This is a genomic window from Marininema mesophilum (assembly GCF_900106775.1).
In the GTDB taxonomy this organism is placed as follows: Bacteria; Bacillota; Bacilli; order Thermoactinomycetales; family DSM-45169; genus Marininema; species Marininema mesophilum.
This window is the reverse complement of the sequence record NZ_FNNQ01000011.1, coordinates 79,744-105,631: the sequence shown is the minus strand read 5'-3', so window position 1 is coordinate 105,631 and position 25,888 is coordinate 79,744. Positions and strand designations below refer to the sequence as shown.

Here is a 25,888-nt window from a genome sequence, read left to right as displayed (position 1 = left end):
CCTTATATAGGACACAAATCCTCCTTCATTCCAGTATTTAAATCAATGTCAGCCTCTTGGGTCACCTCTTGTATGCTTTAGAGCCTATCTACGGCCGGGTTTGATCACCCTGATATCCTTGTTGTTGCCCAGGAATACCCCCTCCCTGGGGTTGGGAATCTCCACCAAAGGATCTACCAGGGGGATGCGTATCGTCGTCTTGATCTCCTCTCGGGGATTGTTCATTATCTTTCCACGGCTCAAATGGAGGTAACGGCTCCTTAACACCTGGTGGTCGTTTGAAATCAGTAATCGGTTTTCCTTCCTCTGCAACGGTCATTACATCTTTCCAAATCGAAGTTGCAAAATCACCAACACGAAGATCCGTAGGTGTATCACCATCCTTAAAGACGTTTACCGCAGCTACGTAATCGGTGCTATAGCCAACAAACCATGATGCATTCGGTATCGTCGTAGCTGTCTTCCCTGCAACAGGTCGCTCATCATCCAGCCATACATATGGCTGTACAGCTTTTTTCAGCATTCGTGTCATATAATACGCTGTCTTCGGATCATAGACTTGTTTACTCTTGGCGATTGGCTTATCAGGTTTGACAACTTTCCCATCTCGGTTGATGATCTTAACGACAGCATGCGCTTCCGTGTTGTTCCCATTGTTAGCCAAAGCCGAGTATGCTTGCGCCATCTCCAGTGTACTCGTCCCCGGGATGAAATCACCCAGGCCAAGGGCTGTATAACTTCTTTTATCTTTCTTATCAAGCTTAATCCCAGCTTTTTCTGCATAGTTAGCAGCAGCACTTACTGTTACATAATAATTTAATAACCTAACGGTTGGCGTATTGAGGGACTTGGAGACCAGCTCTTGCATCGGAACCTTACCAAAACTAGTCGTATATTCATTGAAATTATAATCTTTCACTGCTGGAGCATAGACCGTAATCGGTTTGATTACGGACCCCGGTGGGACCTTCAGAGTAGCACGAGACAAGTTTCCAGTAACATAGTTACGTCCTCCACCAACCGCCACTACTTCTCCATTTCGCCAATTCATCAGGGTGAGACCCGAGTCTAACTTTTTATCTACCTGACCCTTTTTATTCTTAAAGTAACTATCCTTTTTTAGAGCTCTCTCGGCGGCCAATTGAGCTTTGGGATTAAATGATGTTTTAATCTTGTATCCACCATTAACAAAATCTTTCAGTTTCACAGGATCACCTGCGATACTGCTATAACGTTCTTTGATTTCGCTCAACACATAATCACGATAGGCTGCATATTGCCCGCGTTTGAGATATTTTTTATTAACGCCTAGGCTTGTCTTCTTCGCTTTTTCCGCTTCGGCTTTAGTAATGATTTGTCCGCCTGGCGTATGTTCAGCCATCTTATTTAAGACGGTGTTACGCCGATTCAAGGCTTCCTCTTTATTAACATAAGGATTATAGCCGTAAGGCGCTTTTGGTAGCCCTGCTAACAACGCAATTTCCTGGGGCTTCAGCTTCTGTTCCGTGATATCCTTACCAAAATAAATCTTAGCAGCCATCTTGACCCCACGGACATCATTGCCTAATTCGATATAGTTGAGGTATTTTTCTAGGATTGTATCCTTAGAGTCTTCGCGTTCCAACGACATGGCAACAGCCATCTCACTGAGTTTACGAGAATAGGTTTTCTCTGAATCTTTAAGTACGATATTACGCGATACCTGCATGGTAATCGTACTCGCCCCTTCTCCTTTACCGAAGGATATGATATTTCGTACCACCGCACGCCCTAAGCCGCGAAAATCCACACCATTATGCTCTCTAAACCGCTCATCTTCCACAGCAACAAAGGCTTTTGCCAATTCGGGTGACTTAATATCCTTCAGTTTCACATATTCCCGATTCGCACCACCCAATTGGACAACCGGTTTATTATTTTCGTCATAGATGGATGACGAAACTGCCATTGCATCTACCGCTTGTCTGATTGAATAGGTCTTACCAGCAAAAAATATCGCATAAAATCCACCAATTGCGAGTAGGACGCTGGTTAACAATACTAGTAAAATCCATTTTTTATTGAAAAAGCGGAACCACTTCTGATTACCGCCGTTTCCGCCGCCAGATGTTGAACGTCTTGATCTTCCCCTGCCAAATTTTCCTCGGCGATCGCTACGTGATCCGAAAGAGCGAGCGGTAGAACGGTTTTTCCCTCGAGAACGAGAAGGAAGCGATCCTCGTTCCATCCGGTTACTCTCCACATATAAAACCCCCTGGGATTCCTGATTCGTCTGAGATTAGAGCTCTCTTGTCTAATTTTCCAATCCTTGCTATATCATGAAACTAAAGGAAATACATATCTCGCATAACTCTACCAATATAACATAACTAAATACTCTTCGACGCAATATAACATAATTCAATCATTCTCTCTATACCAAAAGTAGGAAATTATAGTTAATGCCCTTTGTAGTGATTCAGCAGGGTTGTTGATTAGCCCGAGACTAGGAGAAAAAAACGCCCTTTGTGTGGTTGTTTGAGTTGGCTCTTCAAAACAATTGTACACAAAGGAGCGTTTTTAATTTTTTAATTGGCTAATTTCCCCTTAGTTTATACCTGGACAACTTCACCTTCTTTCTACACTGTTTCTCGACTATTCACTCCCCTATACTAGACGCACACCACCAATTAAGAGTGAATGTTTATGTGGAATGATATGCCACATTCTTAATCACAATGACTTTAAGGAGGAAATGCGGCTATGAAAAAACTATTTATGGGTTTACTCGTTGCTATTTTAGCTTTAACTGTTGTAGCTTGTGGAGGGAAACAAAACGGAGACGCTTATGGGGGAAAGGAAGATACGAATAAAACATCGAGCAATCTCTATTATGGGGATTCCCTTTTCAAAGGATTACCTGAGGTTGCAGGTAAAGAAAATGTGATAACTAGTGATGGTGGCACCCCGATGTTTGCATTAAAAGATGTTGATAAAATTGTCAGTAAGAAGCCTAAAGATCTATATTTTCTACTTGGCTTGAACAGCTTGTATTTTCCAGTAAAGGACCCAGTAAATAAAACCCTGACCGACTATGAAAAATTGATCAAGACACTAAAAGAAAAATCACCGGAAATGAAAATTCATGTTTTATCCGTCCCACCTGTAACCGCAAAAGCACTGCAAAAAGAACCTAAATTCAAAAATATTCCTCGATTGAATAAAGGCTTAAAAGCATTATCCAAAAAGGAAAACGTAGATTATATCGATTTGTCTGGTTTACTGAAAGATCAATCCGATCTACGTGGTAAAGATGGCGTGCATTTTACAAAAGAATTTTATCAAAAGCTCCTTGATGACCTCGAAAATAACAAGAAAAGCCAGTGATCGCCATGGATAATACAAAGACAGTCAATGAGCAGCATTCTCAGATAAAAGGTCGGATATCTGGATTGGATGGATTGAGGGCAATCGCAGTGTTAGCTGTGATTGCCTATCATCTCGAATTGGATTGGATGCCTGGTGGACTACTAGGTGTAGGGATATTTTTTGTCCTATCTGGATATCTGATTACCGATATACTTGTTATGCAGCGGGAAAAACTCGGGAGAATTGACTTGCGTGATTTTTGGCTCCGGCGTGCCAGACGGCTACTGCCAGGACTATTTTTCTTTTTGATCATTGTCGTGATCTGGATGGCTATATCAGATCCTTCTCGGTTAACTAATCTATGGAAAGATTTGCTTGCATCCCTGATATATCTAAATAATTGGTGGTTCATTATCAGTGATGCATCCTATTTTTCTAATTTTGGTGAACCTTCTCCTCTATTACACCTCTGGTCCTTAGCCGTAGAAGAACAATTCTATCTATTTTGGCCCTTTCTGCTGTGGTTAGGACTTTTCTTCATTAGAAAGCGGAAACGGAAATGGCTAATCGGATTGATTCTCCTGGGAGCATTGGTTTCTGCTCTTGCCATGGCATATCTATATGAACCTGGATTGATGGACCAAAGCAGGATCTACTACGGGACAGATACTCGTGCATTTGCTCTTTTGATTGGTGCAGCGCTTGCCCTATACTTGCCAAGCCAAAAGGTTATGGAAAGAAGTGCTGACAACAAACGCACACGTGTAATACTAAGTATATTGGGAGTAGGCGGCCTTGCCACTTTACTTTGGATGGTTTTGTATACTAATGAGGTTGAGCCTTTTCTGTACCAAGGAGGGATGGTGCTTCAATGTGTAGCCACTGTGGCTGTAATTGTCGCTATTGTTCACCCTTCGCTTCATTGGTTTAATCGCATGTTAGGATGGGGTCCGTTAAAGTGGTTAGGTGTTCGCTCCTATGGGATTTATTTATGGCATTACCCTATACTGACGCTATCACTTCCTGAAGCGATTTCAGGGGATGAATATACTATCATCCGTATAGTCGCTCAGTTAGCTTTAATCATTACAATAGCGGGGCTTTCTTGGAAATTTATCGAAAGCCCCATTCGTTATAAAAACAGAAATAAGCAAAAGAGTACTGCTTTGGTAATAGAACAATAAAAAATACAAGAAGGTTTGGTTATTATAACCAAACCTTCTTGTATTTTACTCGAAAACCGTATAAAAGCGGATATCTATCCTTATGTAACCCTCTCCTCCTCTTCTACTCTATCTTATATGACTCCACGTTCAAGTGTTGGCCACATTGAGGGGTTTCAATGGCGTTTTTTGGCATAGAGTTAATCATCTTTTTCACTGTATCTGCATCTCATCATTATCAAAAAAAACGGGCTATATGTTTGCCTGTTAACTAAGCATACACACAATCTTCTTCTCTTATTGAGCATAGAATACCATCATTAAAATCTATATTTACTATGAAAAATGGGAAGGAAGATTGTATGACTAAGGTAAGCCGCCAATTTAAAAGGCTTTGCACCCAATTTACAAGGATTTTAGGTGGAGAAGAAGGAGAAATTAAACCTGGTCCAGTTTGTTTTGTAAGTCGTCCTCGGGAATTTGATGAAAAAATCTTAAGAAGACGCACGAATTCCCCTTTGGTTAACTATCAACTCTTTTCATTTGAAGCTCTTGATCAGCAAGGACGCGCGCTCTGCTTAGGTGAGACTGCAGTTTTCCAAAATCAAGCGAACCGATTAATTAGAAATCTCCAAAACAATGGGATTAAAGCAACAGCGCTTCATAATCACTGGCTAGGTGAAAATCCCCGTTTAATGTACATTCACTGGGAGTCTATAGATAGCCCCATCTCCTTTGCGAGGAAAACCAAACGGTCAATTGCTTTCTTAGATTAACGCCACTGGAGTGAACCGTCACCTCGACCATTTTCGGCCACACAAAACGGGTTTCTTAGCGTACAGGAAACCCGTTTTGTGTGGCCGAAATATTCCTTTTACTAAGGTAAGCCCTTCAAGTGTTCTGGATAGCTCGAAATTGGTGTAGTACCATTTTTCCCAGCATTCTCACCAATAATAAACGTGCGATTACCAGGTAGTCCATAGCCCATATAGGCATCGATATCAGTGGTTGCATTTCCATAGGCATAGTCAATGGACATCCCTTTGGATCCGATTTCCTGCAGGTACTCCTTTTTGTAAACCGCCGTCTTATCTCCAAACAAAAGATCTCTCCCATCATAGGTATGGATAATTCCCCTTGGGAATCCTAGTTCTTTTAGCCAGGCTTGACTTTTTTCAGTTAGCCAATAGGGACGGGCGGTCAAATAGACGATAGTATAGCCCCGATCTGCATAATATCGGACTGCTCTGTTAGCATCCTCATACATCTTCGCTTTGTATTCTCCATTCCAAAATTCATTGAGGTACTCTTTTATATTTTCAAAATCATCTGTCGTTAATGTCCCATCGATATCGAATACGACTGTCTTTGTCTTCTCAGCAAGGTTATGGACATACATATAAGCACTCGTCCCATCCCCTTCAACCAACAACTTGACTAGGTGCACTCCGCTAGAGAGCTTACTTTCTTTAGGAATCTCAAAGTTAATCCGACCATCCAAATCGGTTTTAGCTCTCCCTATTTTAAGCCAGCTAGAATCCTTTCCTGATAGGGAGTAGGTGTAGATCGACACCCATTCGTCCTCCAGGTCCTTACGAAAGTCCCCGTATTGAAACTTCCCCTTGATTACTTGGACATCATCCTTATTTACGACGAGATCATATCCGTTATGATGGGGTGTATGAGTACTTAACAATTGATTATATCCATGGATAAAACCAGTCTTTGGGGGTGCTTCAAATTCGGATTCTTTAAAATCAAATTCTGGAGCTGAGGATGAGCTGGTGGATGGTGCCGCATAAGTTACATGAGCAGCTCCCAACCCCCATAAAAACGAAGTTACGACCAATAGCATAACTGACTGAAACCATTTTCTCTGCAAACCTACCCCTCCCCTTAATTTTTGAAACATCTCAATATTAAGTATATTACTGCTCTTTTAAATTATCTTTAAATCAATGTAAGGAGTCGATTGAAATTTCATGAATTCTCACCAAATCCATAAGCTTACTGTGTTATGGATAGAGACCAAAAATGATGCAATGTAACCATACTTCCTTAGCCTATTGAAATCGTTGAGTTATGAGCAGCGATGTGACAAAGACTGCTCTCCCCTATCCCGATAATCACTGACAATAACCGTATTGCGAACACTTGTTTCGGTAGTGGATATATGGTACGTTGACAATAAACAACTAATGATTCATTCATTTCATGGATAGGTGGTGCTCATGACTCAACTCTCTCCCTTTTCTGTAAGTCGTGCTACCCTACGTCGATTTCTATTGGACTTTCAACAGCTACCCACCATTCAGAGCTCTGAAAAACGAGGTCCAGATGATGTCCTCGCTATGATTAACAAACTGGAATGTGTGCAAGTAGATGCTGTTTCGGTTGTTGAAAAGAATCAGCACTTAGTTATGGCAGCTCGCCTTCCCGGATATCGACCCCTCCTTTTAAATGATTTACTCGCAAATGGCCAGGTATTTGAATACTGGGCAAATGCAGCCTGTGTGATCCCGATGGAAGATTACCCACTCCTTGAGCCAATTCGCAAACGTAGGAAAGAGCATCTGCAACCTCATCTGGACTCCTATGCTTCAGTAGCACAAGAAGTCCTGGCCCTGGTTGAAAAAGAAGGGCCTCTTCCCTCCCGAGCCTTTCAATCAACGGTTCGGGTTCATGGATATTGGGACAACAAAGATGCAAAAACCAAGGCCACTTCCCATGTATTAAATCTCCTTACAGATTCGGGAATTCTCCGGGTTGTGCGACGAGAAGGGAATGAACGCTTTTTCGATCTTTCCGAACGGACAATCCCTCCAAATCTCCTGAGAAAATCAGTGGAAATGGAGGTGGGTGATGCAGAACAAGGGTTGATCGATAAATATCTTCGTGCCTATCGTATTTTTGACCCTACCGATGCACGCTTTGGCTGGCTGAAAATGAGTGCATTGAAGAGAAAAGAGGCCATCCAGAAAAAGGTGAAAGAAGGGTCGGTCATTCCCTTGGCAGTGGAAGAAGTTCGACGCCCCTACTTTATCCTTGCAGAAGACCTAGATCAGCTAGAAAACTATGAGAAAATGAGAGAAGACCAGTCAGAAGAAGAGTCGATCCGATTTCTTCCTCCATTGGATAATGTACTCTGGCGACGGGAACGGATCGCAGATTTATTTGACTTCCACTATCGTTGGGAAATCTATACCCCTCGTGTAAAAAGAAAGTATGGTTCCTTTGCTATGCCCATTCTAGAAGGCACTCGCTTTATCGGTCGTATGGACCCCAGTTTGGACCGATTAGGGAAACAGCTTAACGTACGCCTATTACAACTGGAACCCACAGTTACCATGACTCCATCCTTAAAAAAACGTCTAGGGCAAGCTCTAGACGTTTTTGCTCAATTCCATGAGGTATCCAAAGTACTCATCGAAAAGACAGAAGGATGTTCCTCCCCCATATGAAACTAGATATCGTGATATCACTTGCCTTTCTTTAGACACCCTTTAGCTTGGTACTTGCAACCACTTTTGAATCCGTGTTTTTAACGTAGCTTCATGATGACGAATCCTTTTTTTGAATTTTTCTTTCAACCCTCTAACTATGCGACGGAATCTTTCTATGGAGAGGATCACATTTCCCTGTCTATCACAACGAATCAATATGCGTGATCCCTGAGCGAGAAAAAACCGCTTATACTGAATGGAATTGCTTTTGGCTCGAAGTGGTGTGTAGACAGGGAAATCATTATCAGAAAAACGAAGGAAGAAAATCCATGAATCTTGACCTGTCTTCTGTCCATTTAATAGATCGGAGAGCTGTACCTCAGTCGTAAAACGTTCTTTTCCTTCTTCATTCCATGTCATTTGTATGGGGACTTGTTGAGTCAGCTGCTGACTCGGATGGTGCAGATAAAGTGATACGGACAGATCTTCATTTATCCTCCCTTTATCCCCCAGGTAAATCTCACCCGATACTTGAAGCGTTTTTTTATTGGTCAACTTTACTCCAGTAAGGGAACAATCCTTTGGACCCACCTTTATTTGATGTTTTTTCTTATTCTTGATGTGATCATACAACTGTAACCAACGTGTTACATAGGTTCTTTCACTCATTGTATCTACTATTTTGCGAGCTTCTTTCCCAAAACGTTCCCGTTTTTCTTGATGGGAAAAAAGATCGATCATCGCAGCCGCCAATTTATCAATTTTACCCAATGGAATAAGTAGACCGTTTTCTTCATGGGAAATCATCTCCCTGGGTCCATAATTGATATCATAGCTGATAACTGGTGTACCAACCGACATACTCTCTGCAATGACGAGGCCAAACCCTTCTCTATTTGAACAAACTACCGAGAAAGCAGCCCCTCGAAATACATCTAGCGCTGCATGGGTAAAACCCTTGATAAAAACATGCTCTTCTAGCCTTAATCTTTTAATGATTTTCCGTAAGTTTTCTTCCTCAGGACCAAACCCCCACAACTCCAACCGAGCTTGAGGAAACTTAGTTACTACTTTACGAAAAGCTTTTATTGCATGATCTAATTTTTTTGAACGGGAAAATCGAGCAATACAAACGACCCTCCAAGGATCCCTTTTTATTGTGCTACTATTACTTGGTATAGGAGCACTATGTGGAATTGCATGATAGTACGTGCGTGGGCCAAAACGCTTCCTGACATCTTCCTTTTGTTTCTGAGTGATAAATACCATCGCATCAAAAGAAGAAGCATTATTTATTGCATTTTCATGGGCTTCTAATAATGGTCCTTGAACATCAGAAGGATTCTTTAGGTGATTGCTATGAACCACTTTCACCTTGGCAACTTGATTATTTTTCATCCCAAGGATCAGCTCATCTGTTTTATCCAATCGTGTATTCTCAGTTTGAAAAATAGCATCTGGGAAGGCATCTGCCAGACGATCTAACCAGCTAATCTTGAGATCACGCTCATCTTTAAAAGTATCGATCCTATTATCATCGTAAAAAAAATTAACCCGTGTACATTGGCCATTTTCAGGATTAAACCATTTCGTTAAATAACAACACCCTCCCTCGTCAAAATATCGAATTTGTTTTGGTTTATTTTTATGATAATCCATATAAGTGGTTCGGCGTAATCGACCATCATAATCATAAGTCTCACGTTTGGTACGGTAACGATTTTCATTAAAATAATCGATCCAAAGTAAACGATTCTTTTCATCGTAATTTTTATATTTAATATAGAGACCATTACGATAAAGTCGATAAGCGTTTTTTTGCATAACTGGATCGACCTGCAACCCTTCCTCTTCAATCGGGGGCTCTTGAAAAGGGAGCAAAGGTTGGGAAAATCCACTTTGGATTGCTAAATGTTCATATAAATTATGAATATAAACACATTCATTAATTAAAGATTTTTCTTCCAAACATGCGCGAATTTGCTTGTAATTTGGGTTGAAATCAAAGGTTAAGATGTGAATGTCATGCTGGGAACTTTCAGATAGAAGTTTTGCACGACGCAATAAATTCCGTGTTAGACCTCCTCGCTTAGGGTTCACCGTGTCTAATAATAGATAAATACTATCAGTTCTACCTTTCTTCTCTCTTACTAACAAAGTGGAAACCTCCCATCTTAGTTATAACAAACTTAATTTAGGTTCGATATATTGATGATGGATGCGGAAATATCGATTTTGACTTCGGCGCTTCAGTTTTGTGTGGTACGTTACATCACTCACCTTCTATATAATTACCTCCACTGGTTGTATGAAGATCTTCATTGGTTCCTATTCATCTTCTAAGACCCTTTAATAAACACGCCTGTTGGTTTATTCGCTAGATATCCATGACCACTTTCGTGCTATTTTATATGTTTTTAAGCAATTTATGGTACTTCTACTCTATTATTCACAGCGTCCGATACGTTTATGTCCAAAATACCGAAGGGAATTAATTGAAAATTATCTGATTTTATCAGTACTGTCGATTAGGGCCAAAACCATTCTCAAATCGTCCGGATTATAATATGTTAAATAGCTTTAATGCGCTTTTAATGAATAATATATACAATGAAATACCACCATTCAATGAAGAATAGTTGGTACAGATGGAATAATTTATACGAATTTAACTGAATGATAATAGAGCGTCTTAACCCGTTATATGATTGCTCATCGAGTCTTCATAGTTCAAGGAATTAATAGATGAACATTATCTAATAGACAATCTCATAATTACACTATTTATCGTATAATTAATCATGTGGAAGTGTGATTTTCCCTGAGCAATTTTTTGTGAATAATACTTGAGCCATTCGTTCAAAAAAAGCAAGGTAGGGTATATGATAGAAAAGAGAGTAATTATACCTTTCATTTAAGGAGATATCCCATGGCCGACACCCCTTTTTCCCGGCGTCTGCCCGAAAATATTAATCGAATCATCATCCGCTTCCCCGAAGATGTACGTGAATTCTTCCTGGAGATGATCAGCGCCGACCGCTCCAAACAAACAATAGCCAACTACGCCTATGACTTCGCCCTCTTCTTCGATTGGCTGGAGACCTCAGGGGGGGTATTAGCAACCGTAGATGCTCACATGCTGAAACGGTTTTTTCGTCATATCGAAAATGGTTATGAACGAACCACACGTGTGAAGTTAGTTAAAAAGAACCCTATCTCGGGTATTATGGAAGAAAAATGGGTCGAACGAACCCATTTTCGTGAAAATTCTCGTGCTGGTAAACAGCGAAAACGTGCCTCTTTACGCTCCCTCTTTCGTTATCTTGTCAAAACCCGCGTATTAGAAAGAGACCCGATGGAGGAATATGAAGATGCGGGTCTAAAGTCACGTAACCAAAAGAAAGTGCCTGTATTTCTCACACGGGATGAGGCTCTTCGCCTTATTCAAGCCGTTAGTCAGTATCATGAGAAGCAAAAACGGCGACAACAACACTGGTATGAGTACCGAGACCGCGCCTTAATTCTCCTATTGCTCAATACAGGCATGCGAGTCTCGGAACTAGTAAGTCTAAATTTAAACAGTCTACAACGTGATGGGGATACACTTCGTGTCGTTATTTTTGGGAAGGGCGGCAAAGAGCGGATGTTAAAACTTAATCGCCCTGCCGCTGAAGGTTTACATCAATATTTAAGTCATCGCCCCCGGCAAGAGGTCCTTCCTGGACACCAAGATGCACTTCTACTCAATAAAAATCGCTCCCGTATCAGTCGCAAAGCAATCGGTGAAGTCATCCATAAATATGTAAAGGAAGCAAACCTTCCGCCCAAGGCAGCCAATATCTCCCCCCATAAGTTGCGCCATACACTGGCTACCCTTCTTTTATCGAACGGAGAGAATCTTCGGGTAGTGCAGGAGATATTGGGTCATTCAAGTATTCAAACTACGCAAATCTATACCCATGTAATTAATGCAGAAAAGGACAGCGCTTTGGATCGTTTAGGTGATGGAACGTAAAGGAGGCCCTATCATGCAAAGAAGACATCTCATTGTCCATGGCCATGTGCAAGGAGTTGGGTTCCGCTGGTTTACTCAACGAACAGCACTTCGTTTAAAAATCTACGGTTGGGTCAGGAATCGTGCCGATGGCACCGTAGAAATCGACGCCCAAGGGGAGACCCAAGCGATGAAACGATTTGTGAAAAAGATCCACCAGGGAAATATTCGCTCAAAAGTGGTTCAACTGGATGAGCAGATCAAATCAATAACGGATGAGTTTTATACTTTTGAAGTTCGCTAACAGGGATTTACTACACAGTAGTGAAGCCCTAGTTTGGCACTGGTTTGTATAACTGCCGTATCCCATGAAAAGGATTATTGAATTGACTTTTTCATGGGTTAAGGATCTTCGATAGTTTTTCTAAATTAAGTAAACCCCCCTTTCAATGGATATTGAAAGGGGGGTTTACGACAAAATAATATTACTTTACCTGCTTTTTATTAAGCACCTTACCTTTTTCATCCATGGTTTTCTTTTCAATACTTTTTACTTTATCTGTTTTACCATCGATGATTGTAGTTTTCGATTCTAATCCTGTTCCTCCCACGCCATCAAATCCTGCTTGTGCTGCTACAGTTGATACGGTTTTAGCTTCATCGTCGATAAAGAAGTAGTTAGATAATTGTCCTTTTGGTATAACCTTCCATCTCTTACTATCCTTTTTATTTGCTGTTGCGACCGGATTTTCTTTGTTCATTTCTTCCATTTTTTTAAAGGCATTATATACATCTTCACCGGTTCTTTTACCTGGATGATATTCCTCTTTGATATAGCCGGGGCCACCGCCACTGTCATCAGGGTTACTATAGTAAGACCGGATTAAAAGATTATCACCAGTTTCAGTGATTCTAGTGCCCGTATTCATGATACCATTAGTTTTGAGTTCTTTTAGATAGTAATCGACACGAACTTTTTCATAGGGGCCGGCTACTACCTCATCGCCACCATAAGCTAGTTGTCTTGATTCAGATTTGGTATCAGATATCCCTGCGGTTACTTTAAAGTTTGTTGTGAATTTTTCTGTGACATTTGCAATTCCTGGCAATTCAGCAGATGCAGAAGTTTCTGTTCCTACACTAAATTCTGTGCTTGCATTTAGTGTCATGGTATCCGTTTGAGTATACATTTTACCTTGCGATTTTCTTGTTGATCCTTGTGGGCTTTCACTATTGTTATTTATAAAATAATCAATCGATTTTAATTTTTCATCTTGTGAAGCAATTTTATATCCGGTTGTGCTGGTTGATGCAAATTTTAACATGTCATTCGATGTATAAAGATCTTTGTTATTTTCAACAACTGGATCATACGTGGGGGCATCTGCTGCATAGGCCTTGGAGTATCCAGTGAGTCCACCACCCGTAATTAGAGCAAAAGCAAACACGAAAACAGCCAACCTTGTCCATGCATTTTTCATGAATTTCTTCCTCCTTTTGAATGGTTCTCTCCCAATCTCTCTTTGAGATTACGAATACTATATACAATAAATTAATTTCGAGCAACAAAAAATAAATAGTATATTAGTTAAAATATACTATTTTAACTGTACGGTATCAGATTTTATATAATCATTCTGTATGATAACAGAGCATCAAAACCCGCCGTGTATTTGCTTTTTTCTAAGCGAGTCTATACTGTTCATTCGATAAATGGACGATGTTTCCGATAGAATAATTTCATAATAATACTATTTATTTAATAAATAAATATCTGTGTGTCCTTTCATGGAACCTTAATGGCCGTAGTGACAGGGCTGCTGTCATAGACCGCGAAGTAAAATACATAATGTATTTTTGCTAAAAAAGACTGATAAGTAAGGCTTTTTTGTTTCGTGTCGAAAATCAATGTTTTATGATGAAAATAGGAAAGTCATTATAAGACAGGGGTGCCCAATGAAACTAAATTGGAATCAAGACGAGCTAATAGAGCACTTTACAATGGGGGTTTCTGAAAGACAATTGATTGCGAATAAATCGGGGTCTAGCCGATTCTGAAATATTCCAATACACGGCTCGTTTTCCCTCTAGTAAACAGGATGCACCTAAAAAGGTGCTAGATTTTATTGCGCAACAGATGGATTTATCAGCTAATTTATTTGACCATTACCGTTAGGGTGCTTTAGTATCATGAGGGAGCGAATGGGCGAGAAGAAAAAGGCCTATATGTAGCAATGGAACAGAAAAACCCTGTAAGCCTTAGCGGACATTACTCGTTCCCTTGATATCACTGGTTTTTTCACCGATATCCGCCCCAATATGTCCGAGTGAACAAGTGAAAGAAATCTTGGCCTCAAGAAGCATAGCTAAATAAAGGTGTGGATGGCAAACAGTCTATATCTAACATGCCTCACTAATAATTCTTTTCTTCCGTCAAGTCAAATTGCTGAATAAGAAATGGTGAAAAACTAATATATAATGAAATGATTATAATAGAATATATTAATGTAAATAGTGCTGTATTTAAGTTTAAACTATTTATTAATTTGTCGAACAAATACACTGGGTTTGTAACAACCTCCCAACTGTTTAATCGGAGAAATCTACCTAGATAGATCGCATATGAACACAATATAATTATGAACGTAATAATTATCCTTCCCACTAAAACTCCTTTGAAGTTTGTAAGTAACTTTTGGGCAATCCCCAAGGAGAAAATACCCAAAAGAATAGATGTCCATATACTAATTATATAAGAAGAAAGTATTAACCATGGCTCTAAGGAATATATTCTATTATAAACAAAAACATCCCTATCAAGGTTAATCCAATCAGTTAACATATAAAATGTATTTGGGAGGAAAATAATCCAACTGATAATCAATATTGCAAGTAGAATTTTTGAATAATTTCTAAACCACTCTCTACTGATTATGATAGTAAAAATAAATGGGATCCACGATAACATCAAATTTTTCACTAAAAAAACATTTTTATTTGAATTATAGACAAAACTATGAATGAATGTCAAAGAAACTGCCATAATTGATAGAAAAGCAGTAGATAGTAGAAATCTTTTTTCCATGAAAAAACATCCCTTCCCTATAGGTGGTTGTATCTCAGCCATTTTTCCCTCAGAAACCAAATGTTAGACCTATTAATAGGTGGTGGATATAGGAGCCACCTGCACCAATAAACCTAACAGCATAATCGTTCCGTCACTAAACCTGTACGCCTCTCTTAGCGATTTTAAAATGAACTCTAGGGTTGATTAGGGTGTTCTCAAGGATTCTATCAATTACGTCCTCCTGATTGCCTGTCGCTAGAACACTCCCTCTAATCCAAAGGTAACTCGAGTCAAATGAGAAAACAAGCGCCTATAAAAAAATAATAGACGCTTATTTTCTCATTTGAATTAAAATGTCCGCTAATGCTTACAAATGGTAAGTCCATCTAGCCTGTCACTGGGCCTTAATGTTGTATCTGTGAAAGCCAACCGAACGAACAGGGAATCATGGTCCTCCATATGTTGCAAAATTGTCTACTAAAAGAATGGATAGATCAGATAGTCTATCGTGCTCTTACTACTCTCGTTTACAATCATACATATTAATCCATCGTATTCTGGAGAAAATTTGATGACACTTTCACCGATCCTTTCCTTGATGGGGCTGATTATGGTAATAATAGAAGGTGTCCATTATTTATACTCGTTCTAAATAGTGAAAGGTGTGTCATCATGGCCGATAAAACCTTCAATGATAACTTCCTGCGCGCTTGTCGCCAAGAATCTGTGGATCATACTCCAGTCTGGTATATGAGACAAGCTGGGCGATATCAACCTGAATATCGAAAAATACGGGAGAAATACACCTTCTTTGAGATGAATGAGATCCCTGAAGTTTGTGCTGAAGTAACCCGCCTACCCGTTGAACAATTAGGGGTAGATACAGCTATTCTCTTTGCAGATATCATGACGCCCTTGAAGCCAATCGGGGTGGAAGTGGATATTAAGTCAGGTGTAGGTCCCGTTATTGCCAACCCTATTCGTCATGTTGACGATGTGACTAAGCTAAGGGACTTAGAACCGGAAAACGATGTGCCTTATATCTTAGAATCGGTCAAAATGCTAAACGAACAACTTTCGGTGCCCTTGATCGGCTTCTCAGGTGCTCCCTTCACTCTGGCCAGTTATATGATTGAAGGTGGCCCTTCAAAGAACTATCACCTAACAAAAGCGTTCATGTATTCCCAACCCGAAGCATGGAGCGTTCTTATGGAAAAACTGGCTAGCCTTACTGTTACATACCTAAAGGCCCAGATCACAGCGGGTGCAAAAGCGGTCCAAGTTTTTGATTCCTGGGTCGGTGCCCTTAACCAGCCCGATTATCGTCATTATGTAGCTCCGATCATGCATCGTATTTTCGGGGAATTGAAGGAAGCATCGGATGTGCCAACGATCTACTTTGGAGTAGGTGCAGGTCACCTCTTGCCAGAGTGGAATTGTCTACAAGCCGATGTCCTTGGCCTCGATTGGCGGACCACTATTGATACGGCACGAGAAGAACTTGGAATTCGCAAGAGTTTACAGGGCAATCTAGACCCATCACTCCTTCTTGGCCCATGGGAGATGATTGAGGCCCAAGCGCGGGAAATCATCGATCAAGGAGTTAAAGAGCCTGGCCACATTTTCAACCTCGGTCATGGAACTTATCCGGAGATTAAAGTAGAGACTCTCCAACGTCTCACTGCATTTATTCACGAGTATTCGCAACAGAATTGAGGTGTCATGGCAATGCGCAAGAAAAAAGTGGGCCTTTTAGTAATGGCCTATGGAACTCCTCGTAAGCCAGAGGATATTGAACCCTACTATACACATATCCGTCATGGCCGGAGGCCTTCTGAGGAACAGCTTCAGGATCTAAAAGATCGCTATAACGCCATTGGCGGCACTTCCCCCCTTGCAAAGATCACTAAGGATCAGGGAGCTCGCCTATGTGAGGAATTGAATAGTCGGTATAACGATATAGAATTTCAACTCTATCTTGGTTTGAAACATATTGAGCCTTTTATTGAGGATGCTGTACACGAGATGAAGGCCGATCAACTAACGGACGCTGTAAGTATTGTCCTCGCTCCACACTACTCCACCTTCAGCGTCAAGTCATATAACGGCCGTGCGATTGAAGAAACACATAAGTTGGGTGGCCCACACATCCACGCCGTGGATAGTTGGTATAAGGAACCTAACTTTATACAGTTCTGGGCCAAACAAATAAAGAACACCTTGAGTGGGATACCCAAGCAAGAACAAGAAGAAACCGTTGTCATCTTTTCTGCTCATAGTTTGCCAGTGAGGATCCTACAACAGGGTGACCCCTATCCCCAACAGCTACAAGAGACGGCAGACTTGGTAGCCAGGAAAGCTGGAATCCAGCATTATGCGATTGGTTGGCAAAGCGCAGGACAAACTCCTGAACCTTGGCTAGAACCCGATGTGCAGGATTTGACTCGGGATCTTTACCATGACAAAGGTTATACGGGCTTTATCTACTGTCCCCTCGGCTTCGTAGCAGAGCATCTTGAAGTTCTCTATGACAACGACTATGAATGTAAAGTAGTCTGTGACGAACTTGGGGCCCGTTACTATCGCCCTGCTATGCCCAATACGCAGCCTGAATTTATCGATTGTCTCGCTGATGTCATCGCGAAAAAATGGGATGAGGAAAAGCATGGATAAACAGCATCAAATCGCTATCATCGGTGGTGGGATTGCAGGGTTAACGGCCGCCTTTTATCTGCAAAAAGAGGCAACTGAGCGTAGCCTCCCACTAACCATCCGCCTGATTGAAGCAAGCTCCCATATAGGAGGAAAAATTGAGACCCTTCGTACCCAGGGCATGGTCATGGAAACGGGCCCCGATTCTTTTTTAGAACGGAAAACCAGTGCGAAGCAACTTGCTATCGATTTAGGATTGGAACAAGATCTTATTCGGAATAACACCGGACAGGCTTATATTCTACATGACTTTAAACTACATCCAATCCCTGAAGGATCGGTGATGGGAATTCCCACTCGTCTAACTCCCTTCGTTAAGACAGGGCTTTTTTCATCTGCAGGCAAAATGCGTGCGGCGGGTGATCTCGTCCTGTCACGGGGAGTGCGCAATGGAGACATCTCTGTGGGAGCCTTTTTCCGGCGGCGCTTAGGCGATGAAGTTGTTGATCGTTTGATTGAACCACTTTTATCAGGGATCTATGCAGGGAGCCTAGATCATCTTAGTTTAGAAGCTACCTTTCCCCAATTTGCTGAGATGGAAAAGAAACATCGCAGTTTAATCCTGGGGATGCGTAAAAGTCGACCACAGTCTACCACGGGGCGCACCAAAGGCCAGTTTCTCACACTTAAAAATGGGCTACTAAGTTTTGCAGAAGAAATTGAAGCGAAACTCCCGGTCAGCTCGGTGCTTAAAAATTCCCCGGTTCGCCAGGTGGAAGTGACGGAGGCAGGCTACCGATTACACATCGATGGCAGAGAATCATTCAATGTGGATGCTGTTATACTGGCTACTCCCTTTAAGCAAGCCTCTCAATTGCTTCCTCAGATCACCTGGTCACTTCCCCCTAATGATCTTCCGGCAACTTCAGTAGCCACCGTTTTACTCGCTTACGATGAGCAACAAGTTCCACTAAAGGTAGATGGCACAGGATTTGTCGTCCCAAGAGGGGAAGATACCACGATTACTGCATGTACCTGGACACATCGAAAATGGCCTCACACAGTACCTAAAGGAAAAGGCCTGATTCGCTGTTATGTGGGGAGATCAGGTGATGAAGCCATCGTTGAAGAACCTGACGAGGTGATCGTGGCCCAGGTACAGAAAGATTTGAAACGAATTCTCTCTATTGATGGCTCCCCTGAATTCACCTTAGTCACTCGTTGGCCTTTGGGAATGCCCCAATATACCGTTGGTCATGTAGAATGGGAAAAACATGTCCATGAAGAGATAGCCCCTTTACCCGGCCTCTTCCTCGCAGGTGCTTCTTATGGCGGAGTAGGTATCCCTGACTGTATCGATCAAGGAAAACAAGCCGTGCAAAATACCCTTCATTTTTTATCTTTACAGTAGAGGTCATCATAACTCGTCTTCCCTGTCCATATATATGAGGTACTAGGTATTTGGCAGGAGGAGACCCTGTGAATGATAAAATGAAGAACTTACTGCGTACCCTTCTCATTTATCTGTGTATCGTAGCTCTCACATTGGTTCTCAATCACTTCTACGATCGATCTCAGACACAATCGTATATCGAAGAGTACAAGGCATTAAAAGGAAGCCAGCTCTTAAATGAGATCTCCGATACATACAAACTCACTGTTGAACAACATTCCAACTACCGATTGAACAAAGAAATGAAACGTAAGCTAGTAGATCGGTTAAATTACCTAAGAAGTGAACTGCACAAGGTGGACCAACAGATCAATAAAGGGAACGTCGATCATCCTATCGAATTTTCCTTTATTGATCATGACATTAAATTAGTTAACCTTGCTCTATCTGATTCAACTAAGGATGATATCATCCCTGTGATTGTGCTTCATAGTATGGAGGGGCTAGGCGAACTAAAGAAAGAGATCACGTATATCCAGTATCGCTAAAGAATAAATAGAAAAGAAGGCCGTTACGTAACGGCCTTCTTTTCTATTTATTGATCATGCTTCTCCGAAGCGATCGGCACCCTTAATTTTTGCCCGGGTTGAATTATTGCCGTATCCAGCTGATTGGCCTCTTGGATAACATCCACGGTTTTGCGAATATCATCCTTTGGATCTCCGTAAAGATGAGCAAGTGACCAGATCGTCTCACCTGCCTTTACTTCCACCGTCTGAAACGAATCGCTCTTAGAAGCCTGGCTATCTCCAATGAATGCCCAGAAACCAATAATCGGTACCAGGAAAAGTCCGCAGAATAAACTCCATCGTCTCATAGACTACTCCACCCCCGCACTTGAATGGTACAAGCTATGCGATGTATTCTAAGTTTATTCAAGAACATACGTTCTGTCAATCGAATATTCGAACCTATGTTTGTACTCCAACATGGATTCGTGTATACTTAAGGAAAACTACGTACGGATTTCAGAGGAGAAAGAAAAAAGAGATGCTATTTGGAAAGGGGAGGAAGAATCATGATCAAGTTATCACCACGACAAGAAGCCATTTTAAACTACATAAAACAAGAAGTACGCGCCAAAGGATATCCCCCATCTGTACGGGAGATTGGGGAAGCCGTAGGACTTGCATCCAGTTCTACCGTACACGGTCACCTGGCACGATTGGAGAAAAAAGGGCTTATTCGGCGTGATCCCACGAAACCACGGGCGATTGAGGTGCTTGAAGATACGCTAGATTCCATCCCTGATATTGCAAGAAACACCATGATGGTCCCTTATATCGGTAAAGTTACAGCAGGAGAGCCGATTACTGCTATCGAAAACGTCGAAGATTACTTCCCTATTCCTCGTCGTATGGTGGGAAGTGAAGATTCAGTTTTTCTCCTCTCTGTTCGTGGTGACAGTATGATCAACATCGGAGTACTCGATGGGGATTATGTCCTTGTTCGTCAACAACAGGTCGCCGATAATGGTGATATCATCGTTGCCATGACACCTGAAAATGAAGCCACCGTTAAACGTTTCTTTAAAGAGAAAGATCATGTCCGTCTACAACCAGAAAATGATCACATGGAACCGCTTCTCTTTTCAGAAGTAACAATTCTCGGGAAGGTCATTGGACTCTATCGGGAACTCCATTAAAACGTCTAAAAAAAGCAGCTACCTCATTTAGGGTAGCTGCTTTTTTTAGAAACTTACAATAAGGAGCGATTTTTCAAATCGATATAAGTATGGATCGCAGAAGTAGATAATTGCCCTGGAGGAACATCCAGTACAATTACTCCCTGTCTTCGTAGATGATGGAGACGCTCATGCCGCTCGATCATCATCCCCTCAACGACTGCTTTGCGGAAAACATCATCCTCCTGATGAGGATACTTATCAATCTCCTGTTGCAACCGTGGATCTTGCATCGTCACCGTTAAAATGAGGTGTCGGCGGCGAAGCACGGTTATTTGTTGTGCCAATTCCTCAGCGAAGGTAAGGTTTCCCGCATCCGTGAAGACAGCAACTAATGCACGCCGTTTATAATGAGTAGCCAAGTGCTCCATCGCAACCCGATACGCTGACTCGACATACTCCGCTTCTAATCCTGCCATTGCTTCGATCAACCGTTTTAATTGTGAATCTCCCTTTCCTGAAGGCACCCAGCTAGTAATACGATTGGAAAAAGCGATCAGACCAACTTGATCTCCCCGGGTAAGAGCCGCCGCAGCAAAGGCCAACGCTCCCTCTATAGCAAGATCTAAACGAGTTTTCACCCGGTCCCGTGCTCCCATCACACGGCCACAATCGAGAAAAATTACTACATGTTGACCTTGTTCTGGCCGCTGAACATTGACTGCGGGTTTATTAAGTCGTGCAGTCGCCTTCCAATTGATCCAGCGTGGATCATCTCCTTGCACATACTCACGGATATGGGAGTATTCCAAACTTTGACCGATTCCTTTTCGGCGATACGTTCCTTCTATATCAGTTCGTTTTCGATAAACCCCGCCCCTCACTCGCCGTACCTCTTTTAAAAGCGGGTAGACTCTTTTATCCTCCGCCATATCGGCTCTCTGTTGACGTTGGATGAATCCCCATGGCCCTGTAATACGCAAATGTATATTACCAAATCGATGCAGACCCCGCTGATTGGGGTATATGTAGTAGGTAGCGGTCCCACTCCTCCTTTTCGATAAAGAAAAGGAGATTTCCCCTTCGTTGGTATGAAAACTCGTGGGGATATCATCTTTCAATGTGAGTGTAAGATTACCATCGTAATTTGATTTTGCAGACAGGTGAATGAGATGTTCTTCCCCGAGCTCAAAAAAAGGATCACTCTCTCTAGTAATCATTAAATGGCCAACAGAACGGAGGGTAAGAGCTTCCCTTGTGGTTACTACCATTAAGCCGCTGTAATATAGAATGGCGCACAAAAAAGCGATTCCAAAGATTGCCCCAGCCCCGGTCACTGCCACTCCAAGGGCAAACCATCCCAAAAAACGGCTCGTTGGTAGCCAACCACTACCGTGGGACTGAGACTGAACGGAGGATCTCCCGGATGAGGTCATCAGCGTCCATCCCTTCCAATTCTGCGTCAGGGTGAAGTAGCAGTCGATGGCGTAACACAGGTGCTACCAACCCTTTGATATCATCAGGTGTTACATAGGAACGACCATCCATCACAGCGGATGCCCGTGATAGTGAAAGTAAGCTAACCCCTGCTCGTGGACTTGCCCCAAGCATCACTTGCGGATGCTCCCGTGTTGCACGGATGATTGAAGTAATATAGATAAGGACTGACTCTTCCGCATGAATCTGGGTGATCCACTCACGGAAATGGAGCAACTCTTCTGTTGTAATCAGGGAAGATATCTTTTTCTCTCTGCGCTGCGCAAAGTGATGACTACGCAAAATAGCTAGCTCCTCTTCCTCACCTGGATAATCGACGATCAACTTCATAGCAAAACGATCTAATTGCGCTTCGGGTAGCGGATAGGTCCCCTCATATTCCAACGGGTTTTGCGTGGCAATTACAAAAAATGGCTGAGGTAGTGCTTCTGGTTTTCCATCGACAGTCACTTGTCCCTCTTCCATCGCTTCAAGCAAAGCAGCTTGTGTTTTAGGAGGAGTACGATTAATTTCATCAGCTAGTACAATTTGAGAAAATAACGGTCCACGCTTAAAGTGAAAACTTCCCGTATTTCCTTCAAAGATCTGGGTACCTGTCACATCCGAAGGCATCAGATCGGGGGTAAATTGAACCCGTGCAAAGGAGGAATCGATCACAGCACCCAATGCACGTGCCATTAGCGTTTTTCCTAATCCAGGTACACCTTCGACGATCACATGCCCTCCAGTTAACATCGCCGCCCAAAGAAGGCGTAGCTGTGTTTTTTGCCCATCTACTGCGTGGGATAATTGATGAAGGACTTCCTCTGATCGTTGGGCAATCTGTTCTGCGTCAACGGTTGCGTTTTCCATGCCAAAATCTCCTCTCTCATCTGATGAATTTCCTGGCTTAAATGAATGAATTGTTTCCCTGAGAGTCGTGTAGGTAAATGATTCATCCGTTGTTTAAGGGTTTCCAAGCGTTTAACACCCTCTGGGGATAAAAAACGCTTCCCTTGATTGAAAATAGCCTCTTCTGTAGCGGTCATTCCCAACCCCCATTCCATTGCTGCTTGTCGCAAAAGTCCCCTCCACTGAACAAGTAAACTATCTCTTCCTAAATTCATTTCCCTATAAAGCGAGCCCATCGCTTTGACATATTCATCAGCAAAGGGAGGTTCTGTAATACTATCTGGTTTGGGGTTACCAAACCGTTTCCCCTTCATATACAACCATAGCAGGAAACCACAGCCTAGGAGGGTTACAAAAAGCCACCCATCACGGGAGACCCAGTTAAAGATGGATGCTTTTTCTTTATTATCCGTTATCCCGACTGTTTGACGAAGACTGTCACCAAACCAGATCCTCTTCTTCCCTTTCGATGCCAAATCAAGAGCAAATGCTAGATTATCTTCTTTTTGAATGGTTTGATTGGTAAAGAAGTTTTTTTCGGGGACATAGACAATAAATCCTTGACCAAGTTTTCGATCTGCTATGCGAAGCTGATTATCTTGATCCGCCCATGTACTCCCCTGCTTAGAGAGCAACCGATTTCCTTCTGGGAAATAAAACGAATCTATGTTTTTCTGCCAGGCAGAGGAACGAGGTTGCATCCTTACCTTCCCCTTCAATCCCGTCCTCCTATCGGTACGGGAAAGAGCTTCAAACCCCCATTCTGCACCTAATGTATTTTCTGGATTGGCAAAAAGGGCCAGGGTATTCCCTCTCTTAATCCATTTCTCCAAACGGTGTACATCCTTTGCCGAAGTGATATCAGAGGGCTCGGTAAGGATCAACAGTTGACCTGTCCCTTTAGGAAAGGCTCTCCACCCTTCTTCCCACCGGCCAACAGAATGCCCGCGTTTCTCAAGAAGGAGATAGAGTGCCTTTAATCCATGGTGGGACGTACCATGACTGTTGTATGGGGTATTTGTATTGGATTCCAGGGTGAAAACAAAAATTAGCGGAACAATGAGGAGGAGGAGAATCAACAATACGCCAATCTTTCCATACTTACGCTGTTTCATCCAGCACCTCCGTCCTCTAACAACTCTTGGGAAAGTTGATAAAAGTCCATATACTCCTCTTTGCTCGTTGTACCATTACCATAACGCACACGGTCAAAACGGCGGGTCAGTTGTTGAAAAAGGGAGGCTAGCTCTGGACGATTCCGCTCTACTTCTTCCCGGTAATCTCGATTACTTTTAAAACGACTGCCGATGAGTATTTCCTTTTGCACTAAGCCTTCGAGGACAGCCTGAAATATCATAGCGATTCCTTCTTGATACTCCCCCTCTTTTGCATGGTTCTCTGCTTTCTCCCACCAAACCGCTGGCGAAAAAACGGTATCTTTACTATTCTTTTCCCCGGATCCTCGGATCTCCTGACTCCAGAACAGACGCCGGCTAAGCCACCAAAGGAGAATAAGGAATGTAACCCCAAGAATTACTGGCAACACGCTGCCTAACCGGGTATCCACTTCAATCCCCAACCATGAGTGCAATTGCTGAGCGACGATGTTCCCGAGCGACTCCACCATATTGCTAAGTCGTGCCCGCCAATCATCAAACCATTGTTGGTCAGTAAATTCATCCCTGTTCAAAATCTCTGATAACTGGTCGCGAGCCTTCTCATATTCGGATGCCATATTACGACTCCCCCCTAGGCCTGAATCTCGCCGATTGCAACCAGATCACGTTCTAAGTCGGTACCTTCACGACGACTTTGACAATCATAGTAAAAAAATGTGTTGAGAATCGGCTGAAGGGGCAACGGAAGGCAAAGGAAGAAAATATTTAAGATCGTTATAAGAACACTTATCCAAACAAAACCGCTATCCATCGTCGTATAAAGGCCTGATGCAACGCCTGAGAGTAGACCAGATACCATACTAAAAAAACCAACGACGATACCAACAATCAAAGAAGCGCCAAATATTTTCCAAAAAGATCCCTTCGTCAGTCGCCAGCTCCGCTTTATAGCAGCTAAGTATCCTGTCTCCTCTTCTACCACAATGGGGAGTGTCAAGATCAGACGTATAGAGACCCAAATCGTAATGATCGTAGCGCTCAGGAAAAATAAGAACCCCATAATAATTAGCGGGATCTGCCATCCATTTAGAGCAAAAACCAATAAACCAAAAGGAATAGCCCATAGGATTCCTAAAATGACCCATAATAGAGTGATCAATAACCCCATAAGTAGTAGAGTGAAAAGCACAGGAATGCATACTCGCCCTGTTTTTCTCAGTACTTCTTTGAAGGAGAGATCTTCGTTTCTCTGGATTCGACTCGCAGTGATAGCCGTAACCCCTGCCTGCATGAGCGGAACAAAGATCATCCATATAAGGAGATAGATGACTATGCTTAAGATGAGGAACGCCCAGTCTTGGCCGCCTTCATTGAGGGGAGAAAACGGGTCAGAGTTTCCCCCACCCCGTAACAAAGCGACTTCAGCTACTAAATATGGAGGTCCTAAACATAAAAATAAAATCATCCAGGTGGTCTTCCACCGCTGACGATAGAGACGGAAAACACCATCTAATAAATCGTAAAATCGCTGGGGACGTACCGCTTCCCCCTGGTCAAATAGATGATTCACCTCATTCACCCTTCCAAGATTCCTATAAAAATAATAGAAGAAGAGCGTGACCCGACGGTTCGGCCTCT

At 42.3% G+C, this 25,888-nt stretch carries 22 protein-coding genes; 11 read left to right on the top strand and 11 right to left on the bottom strand.

All coding sequences use genetic code 11. The features are described from left to right. Positions 1 to 88: 88 nt before the first annotated feature. Positions 89 to 2,242: a transglycosylase domain-containing protein gene (locus BLV90_RS11410; RefSeq protein ID WP_091740949.1), complete on the bottom strand. Its 2,154-nt coding sequence runs from the start codon at positions 2,240 to 2,242 to the stop codon at positions 89 to 91. A gap of 500 nt (positions 2,243 to 2,742) precedes the next feature. Here BLV90_RS11410 and BLV90_RS11405 point away from each other — a divergent pair, with 500 nt between their 5' ends. The 3 genes from BLV90_RS11405 to BLV90_RS11395 all read left to right on the top strand — a co-directional run bounded on the left by BLV90_RS11405 (position 2,743) and on the right by BLV90_RS11395 (position 5,287). Continuing rightward, the gene (locus BLV90_RS11405) at positions 2,743 to 3,366 is read left to right on the top strand and encodes a GDSL-type esterase/lipase family protein (RefSeq protein ID WP_091740946.1); all 624 of its coding nucleotides are present in this window, start codon (positions 2,743 to 2,745) and stop codon (positions 3,364 to 3,366) included. A 5-nt stretch (positions 3,367 to 3,371) separates the two neighbouring features. Next, complete coding sequence (locus tag BLV90_RS11400) at positions 3,372 to 4,532, top strand: acyltransferase family protein (RefSeq protein ID WP_143035049.1); 1,161 nt, start codon at positions 3,372 to 3,374, stop codon at positions 4,530 to 4,532. A gap of 341 nt (positions 4,533 to 4,873) precedes the next feature. Further along, entirely contained in the window at positions 4,874 to 5,287 is a 414-nt protein-coding gene (locus BLV90_RS11395) for a DUF1259 domain-containing protein (RefSeq protein ID WP_091740939.1), read from the top strand. A gap of 101 nt (positions 5,288 to 5,388) precedes the next feature. On the opposite strand, the gene BLV90_RS11390 is transcribed toward BLV90_RS11395, so the two are convergent. Beyond that, positions 5,389 to 6,393 (bottom strand): LNS2 domain-containing protein, encoded by a 1,005-nt coding sequence (locus tag BLV90_RS11390; protein WP_177168027.1) that lies wholly within the window; start codon positions 6,391 to 6,393, stop codon positions 5,389 to 5,391. 349 nt (positions 6,394 to 6,742) lie between these two features. Between BLV90_RS11390 and BLV90_RS11385 the strand changes: the two genes are divergently transcribed. Beyond that, positions 6,743 to 7,972, top strand: a complete 1,230-nt coding sequence (locus tag BLV90_RS11385; RefSeq protein ID WP_091740932.1) for a winged helix-turn-helix domain-containing protein — start codon at positions 6,743 to 6,745, stop codon at positions 7,970 to 7,972. Positions 7,973 to 8,014: 42 nt separating this feature from the next. Here the strand turns inward: BLV90_RS11385 and BLV90_RS11380 are convergent, their stop codons facing one another. Further along, a complete protein-coding gene (locus BLV90_RS11380) occupies positions 8,015 to 10,111 on the bottom strand; it encodes a glycosyltransferase (RefSeq protein ID WP_091740929.1) in 2,097 nt (698 codons plus the stop codon). 772 nt (positions 10,112 to 10,883) lie between these two features. On the opposite strand from BLV90_RS11380, the gene BLV90_RS11375 reads away from it, so the two are divergent. Beyond that, a complete protein-coding gene (locus tag BLV90_RS11375) occupies positions 10,884 to 11,969 on the top strand; it encodes a tyrosine-type recombinase/integrase (RefSeq protein WP_091740926.1) in 1,086 nt (361 codons plus the stop codon). A gap of 13 nt (positions 11,970 to 11,982) precedes the next feature. Then, complete coding sequence (locus tag BLV90_RS11370; RefSeq protein ID WP_091740923.1) at positions 11,983 to 12,252, top strand: acylphosphatase; 270 nt, start codon at positions 11,983 to 11,985, stop codon at positions 12,250 to 12,252. Positions 12,253 to 12,433: 181 nt separating this feature from the next. Here BLV90_RS11370 and BLV90_RS11365 read toward each other — a convergent pair whose 3' ends face one another. Together BLV90_RS11365 and BLV90_RS16870 are read right to left on the bottom strand one after the other, a co-directional pair. Continuing rightward, on the bottom strand, positions 12,434 to 13,429 hold the full coding sequence (locus tag BLV90_RS11365; protein WP_091740920.1) for a hypothetical protein: 996 nt from the start codon (positions 13,427 to 13,429) through the stop codon (positions 12,434 to 12,436). Between the two features lie 932 nt (positions 13,430 to 14,361). Beyond that, positions 14,362 to 14,916 carry a DUF1361 domain-containing protein gene (locus tag BLV90_RS16870; protein WP_425433886.1) on the bottom strand — a complete coding sequence of 185 codons (555 nt, stop codon included), beginning with the start codon at positions 14,914 to 14,916 and terminating at the stop codon, positions 14,362 to 14,364. A 771-nt stretch (positions 14,917 to 15,687) separates the two neighbouring features. Between BLV90_RS16870 and hemE the strand changes: the two genes are divergently transcribed. From hemE to BLV90_RS11340, 4 genes are all read left to right on the top strand, one after another. Further along, the gene (gene hemE, locus BLV90_RS11355; RefSeq protein ID WP_091740914.1) at positions 15,688 to 16,731 is read left to right on the top strand and encodes a uroporphyrinogen decarboxylase; all 1,044 of its coding nucleotides are present in this window, start codon (positions 15,688 to 15,690) and stop codon (positions 16,729 to 16,731) included. Positions 16,732 to 16,743: 12 nt separating this feature from the next. Next, positions 16,744 to 17,688 (top strand): ferrochelatase, encoded by a 945-nt coding sequence (gene hemH, locus BLV90_RS11350; protein ID WP_091740911.1) that lies wholly within the window; start codon positions 16,744 to 16,746, stop codon positions 17,686 to 17,688. Next, a complete protein-coding gene (gene hemY, locus BLV90_RS11345) occupies positions 17,681 to 19,078 on the top strand; it encodes a protoporphyrinogen oxidase (protein ID WP_091740908.1) in 1,398 nt (465 codons plus the stop codon). Before hemH ends, hemY begins: the two co-directional genes overlap by 8 nt. 68 nt (positions 19,079 to 19,146) lie before the next feature. Beyond that, complete coding sequence (locus tag BLV90_RS11340) at positions 19,147 to 19,608, top strand: hypothetical protein (RefSeq protein ID WP_091740905.1); 462 nt, start codon at positions 19,147 to 19,149, stop codon at positions 19,606 to 19,608. A gap of 47 nt (positions 19,609 to 19,655) precedes the next feature. Here BLV90_RS11340 and BLV90_RS11335 read toward each other — a convergent pair whose 3' ends face one another. Continuing rightward, the gene (locus BLV90_RS11335; protein WP_091740902.1) at positions 19,656 to 19,937 is read right to left on the bottom strand and encodes a LysM peptidoglycan-binding domain-containing protein; all 282 of its coding nucleotides are present in this window, start codon (positions 19,935 to 19,937) and stop codon (positions 19,656 to 19,658) included. A 201-nt stretch (positions 19,938 to 20,138) separates the two neighbouring features. Here BLV90_RS11335 and lexA point away from each other — a divergent pair, with 201 nt between their 5' ends. Beyond that, positions 20,139 to 20,765 carry a transcriptional repressor LexA gene (gene lexA / locus BLV90_RS11330; protein WP_091740899.1) on the top strand — a complete coding sequence of 209 codons (627 nt, stop codon included), beginning with the start codon at positions 20,139 to 20,141 and terminating at the stop codon, positions 20,763 to 20,765. A gap of 53 nt (positions 20,766 to 20,818) precedes the next feature. Here lexA and BLV90_RS11325 read toward each other — a convergent pair whose 3' ends face one another. The 5 genes from BLV90_RS11325 to BLV90_RS11305 are packed head-to-tail and all read right to left on the bottom strand — an operon-like array spanning position 20,819 to position 25,820. After that, complete coding sequence (locus tag BLV90_RS11325; RefSeq protein WP_091740896.1) at positions 20,819 to 22,180, bottom strand: DUF58 domain-containing protein; 1,362 nt, start codon at positions 22,178 to 22,180, stop codon at positions 20,819 to 20,821. Next, complete coding sequence (locus BLV90_RS11320) at positions 22,134 to 23,093, bottom strand: AAA family ATPase (RefSeq protein WP_091740893.1); 960 nt, start codon at positions 23,091 to 23,093, stop codon at positions 22,134 to 22,136. The genes BLV90_RS11325 and BLV90_RS11320 overlap by 47 nt, the downstream gene beginning before the upstream one ends. After that, entirely contained in the window at positions 23,015 to 24,247 is a 1,233-nt protein-coding gene (locus BLV90_RS11315) for a DUF4350 domain-containing protein (RefSeq protein ID WP_091740891.1), read from the bottom strand. The genes BLV90_RS11320 and BLV90_RS11315 overlap by 79 nt, the downstream gene beginning before the upstream one ends. Beyond that, entirely contained in the window at positions 24,244 to 24,867 is a 624-nt protein-coding gene (locus BLV90_RS11310; protein ID WP_091740888.1) for a DUF4129 domain-containing protein, read from the bottom strand. Before BLV90_RS11310 ends, BLV90_RS11315 begins: the two co-directional genes overlap by 4 nt. Positions 24,868 to 24,881: 14 nt before the next feature. Next, on the bottom strand, positions 24,882 to 25,820 hold the full coding sequence (locus BLV90_RS11305; protein ID WP_143035048.1) for a glycerophosphoryl diester phosphodiesterase membrane domain-containing protein: 939 nt from the start codon (positions 25,818 to 25,820) through the stop codon (positions 24,882 to 24,884). Between the last annotated feature and the right edge of the window lie 68 nt (positions 25,821 to 25,888).

What these genes read in the sequence shown, in the direction of transcription:
- BLV90_RS11405 (WP_091740946.1), top strand. Translation starts at nt 2,743, where the DNA reads ATGAAAAAACTATTTATGGGTTTACTCGTTGCTATTTTAGCTTTAACT.
- BLV90_RS11400 (WP_143035049.1), top strand. Translation starts at nt 3,372, where the DNA reads ATGGATAATACAAAGACAGTCAATGAGCAGCATTCTCAGATAAAAGGT.
- BLV90_RS11395 (WP_091740939.1), top strand. Translation starts at nt 4,874, where the DNA reads ATGACTAAGGTAAGCCGCCAATTTAAAAGGCTTTGCACCCAATTTACA.
- BLV90_RS11385 (WP_091740932.1), top strand. Translation starts at nt 6,743, where the DNA reads ATGACTCAACTCTCTCCCTTTTCTGTAAGTCGTGCTACCCTACGTCGA.
- BLV90_RS11375 (WP_091740926.1), top strand. Translation starts at nt 10,884, where the DNA reads ATGGCCGACACCCCTTTTTCCCGGCGTCTGCCCGAAAATATTAATCGA.
- BLV90_RS11370 (WP_091740923.1), top strand. Translation starts at nt 11,983, where the DNA reads ATGCAAAGAAGACATCTCATTGTCCATGGCCATGTGCAAGGAGTTGGG.
- BLV90_RS11365 (WP_091740920.1), bottom strand. Translation starts at nt 13,429, where the DNA reads ATGAAAAATGCATGGACAAGGTTGGCTGTTTTCGTGTTTGCTTTTGCT.
- BLV90_RS16870 (WP_425433886.1), bottom strand. Translation starts at nt 14,916, where the DNA reads ATGTTATCGTGGATCCCATTTATTTTTACTATCATAATCAGTAGAGAG.
- hemE (WP_091740914.1), top strand. Translation starts at nt 15,688, where the DNA reads ATGGCCGATAAAACCTTCAATGATAACTTCCTGCGCGCTTGTCGCCAA.
- hemH (WP_091740911.1), top strand. Translation starts at nt 16,744, where the DNA reads ATGCGCAAGAAAAAAGTGGGCCTTTTAGTAATGGCCTATGGAACTCCT.
- hemY (WP_091740908.1), top strand. Translation starts at nt 17,681, where the DNA reads ATGGATAAACAGCATCAAATCGCTATCATCGGTGGTGGGATTGCAGGG.
- BLV90_RS11335 (WP_091740902.1), bottom strand. Translation starts at nt 19,937, where the DNA reads ATGAGACGATGGAGTTTATTCTGCGGACTTTTCCTGGTACCGATTATT.
- lexA (WP_091740899.1), top strand. Translation starts at nt 20,139, where the DNA reads ATGATCAAGTTATCACCACGACAAGAAGCCATTTTAAACTACATAAAA.
- BLV90_RS11325 (WP_091740896.1), bottom strand. Translation starts at nt 22,180, where the DNA reads ATGACCTCATCCGGGAGATCCTCCGTTCAGTCTCAGTCCCACGGTAGT.
- BLV90_RS11320 (WP_091740893.1), bottom strand. Translation starts at nt 23,093, where the DNA reads ATGGAAAACGCAACCGTTGACGCAGAACAGATTGCCCAACGATCAGAG.
- BLV90_RS11315 (WP_091740891.1), bottom strand. Translation starts at nt 24,247, where the DNA reads ATGAAACAGCGTAAGTATGGAAAGATTGGCGTATTGTTGATTCTCCTC.
- BLV90_RS11310 (WP_091740888.1), bottom strand. Translation starts at nt 24,867, where the DNA reads ATGGCATCCGAATATGAGAAGGCTCGCGACCAGTTATCAGAGATTTTG.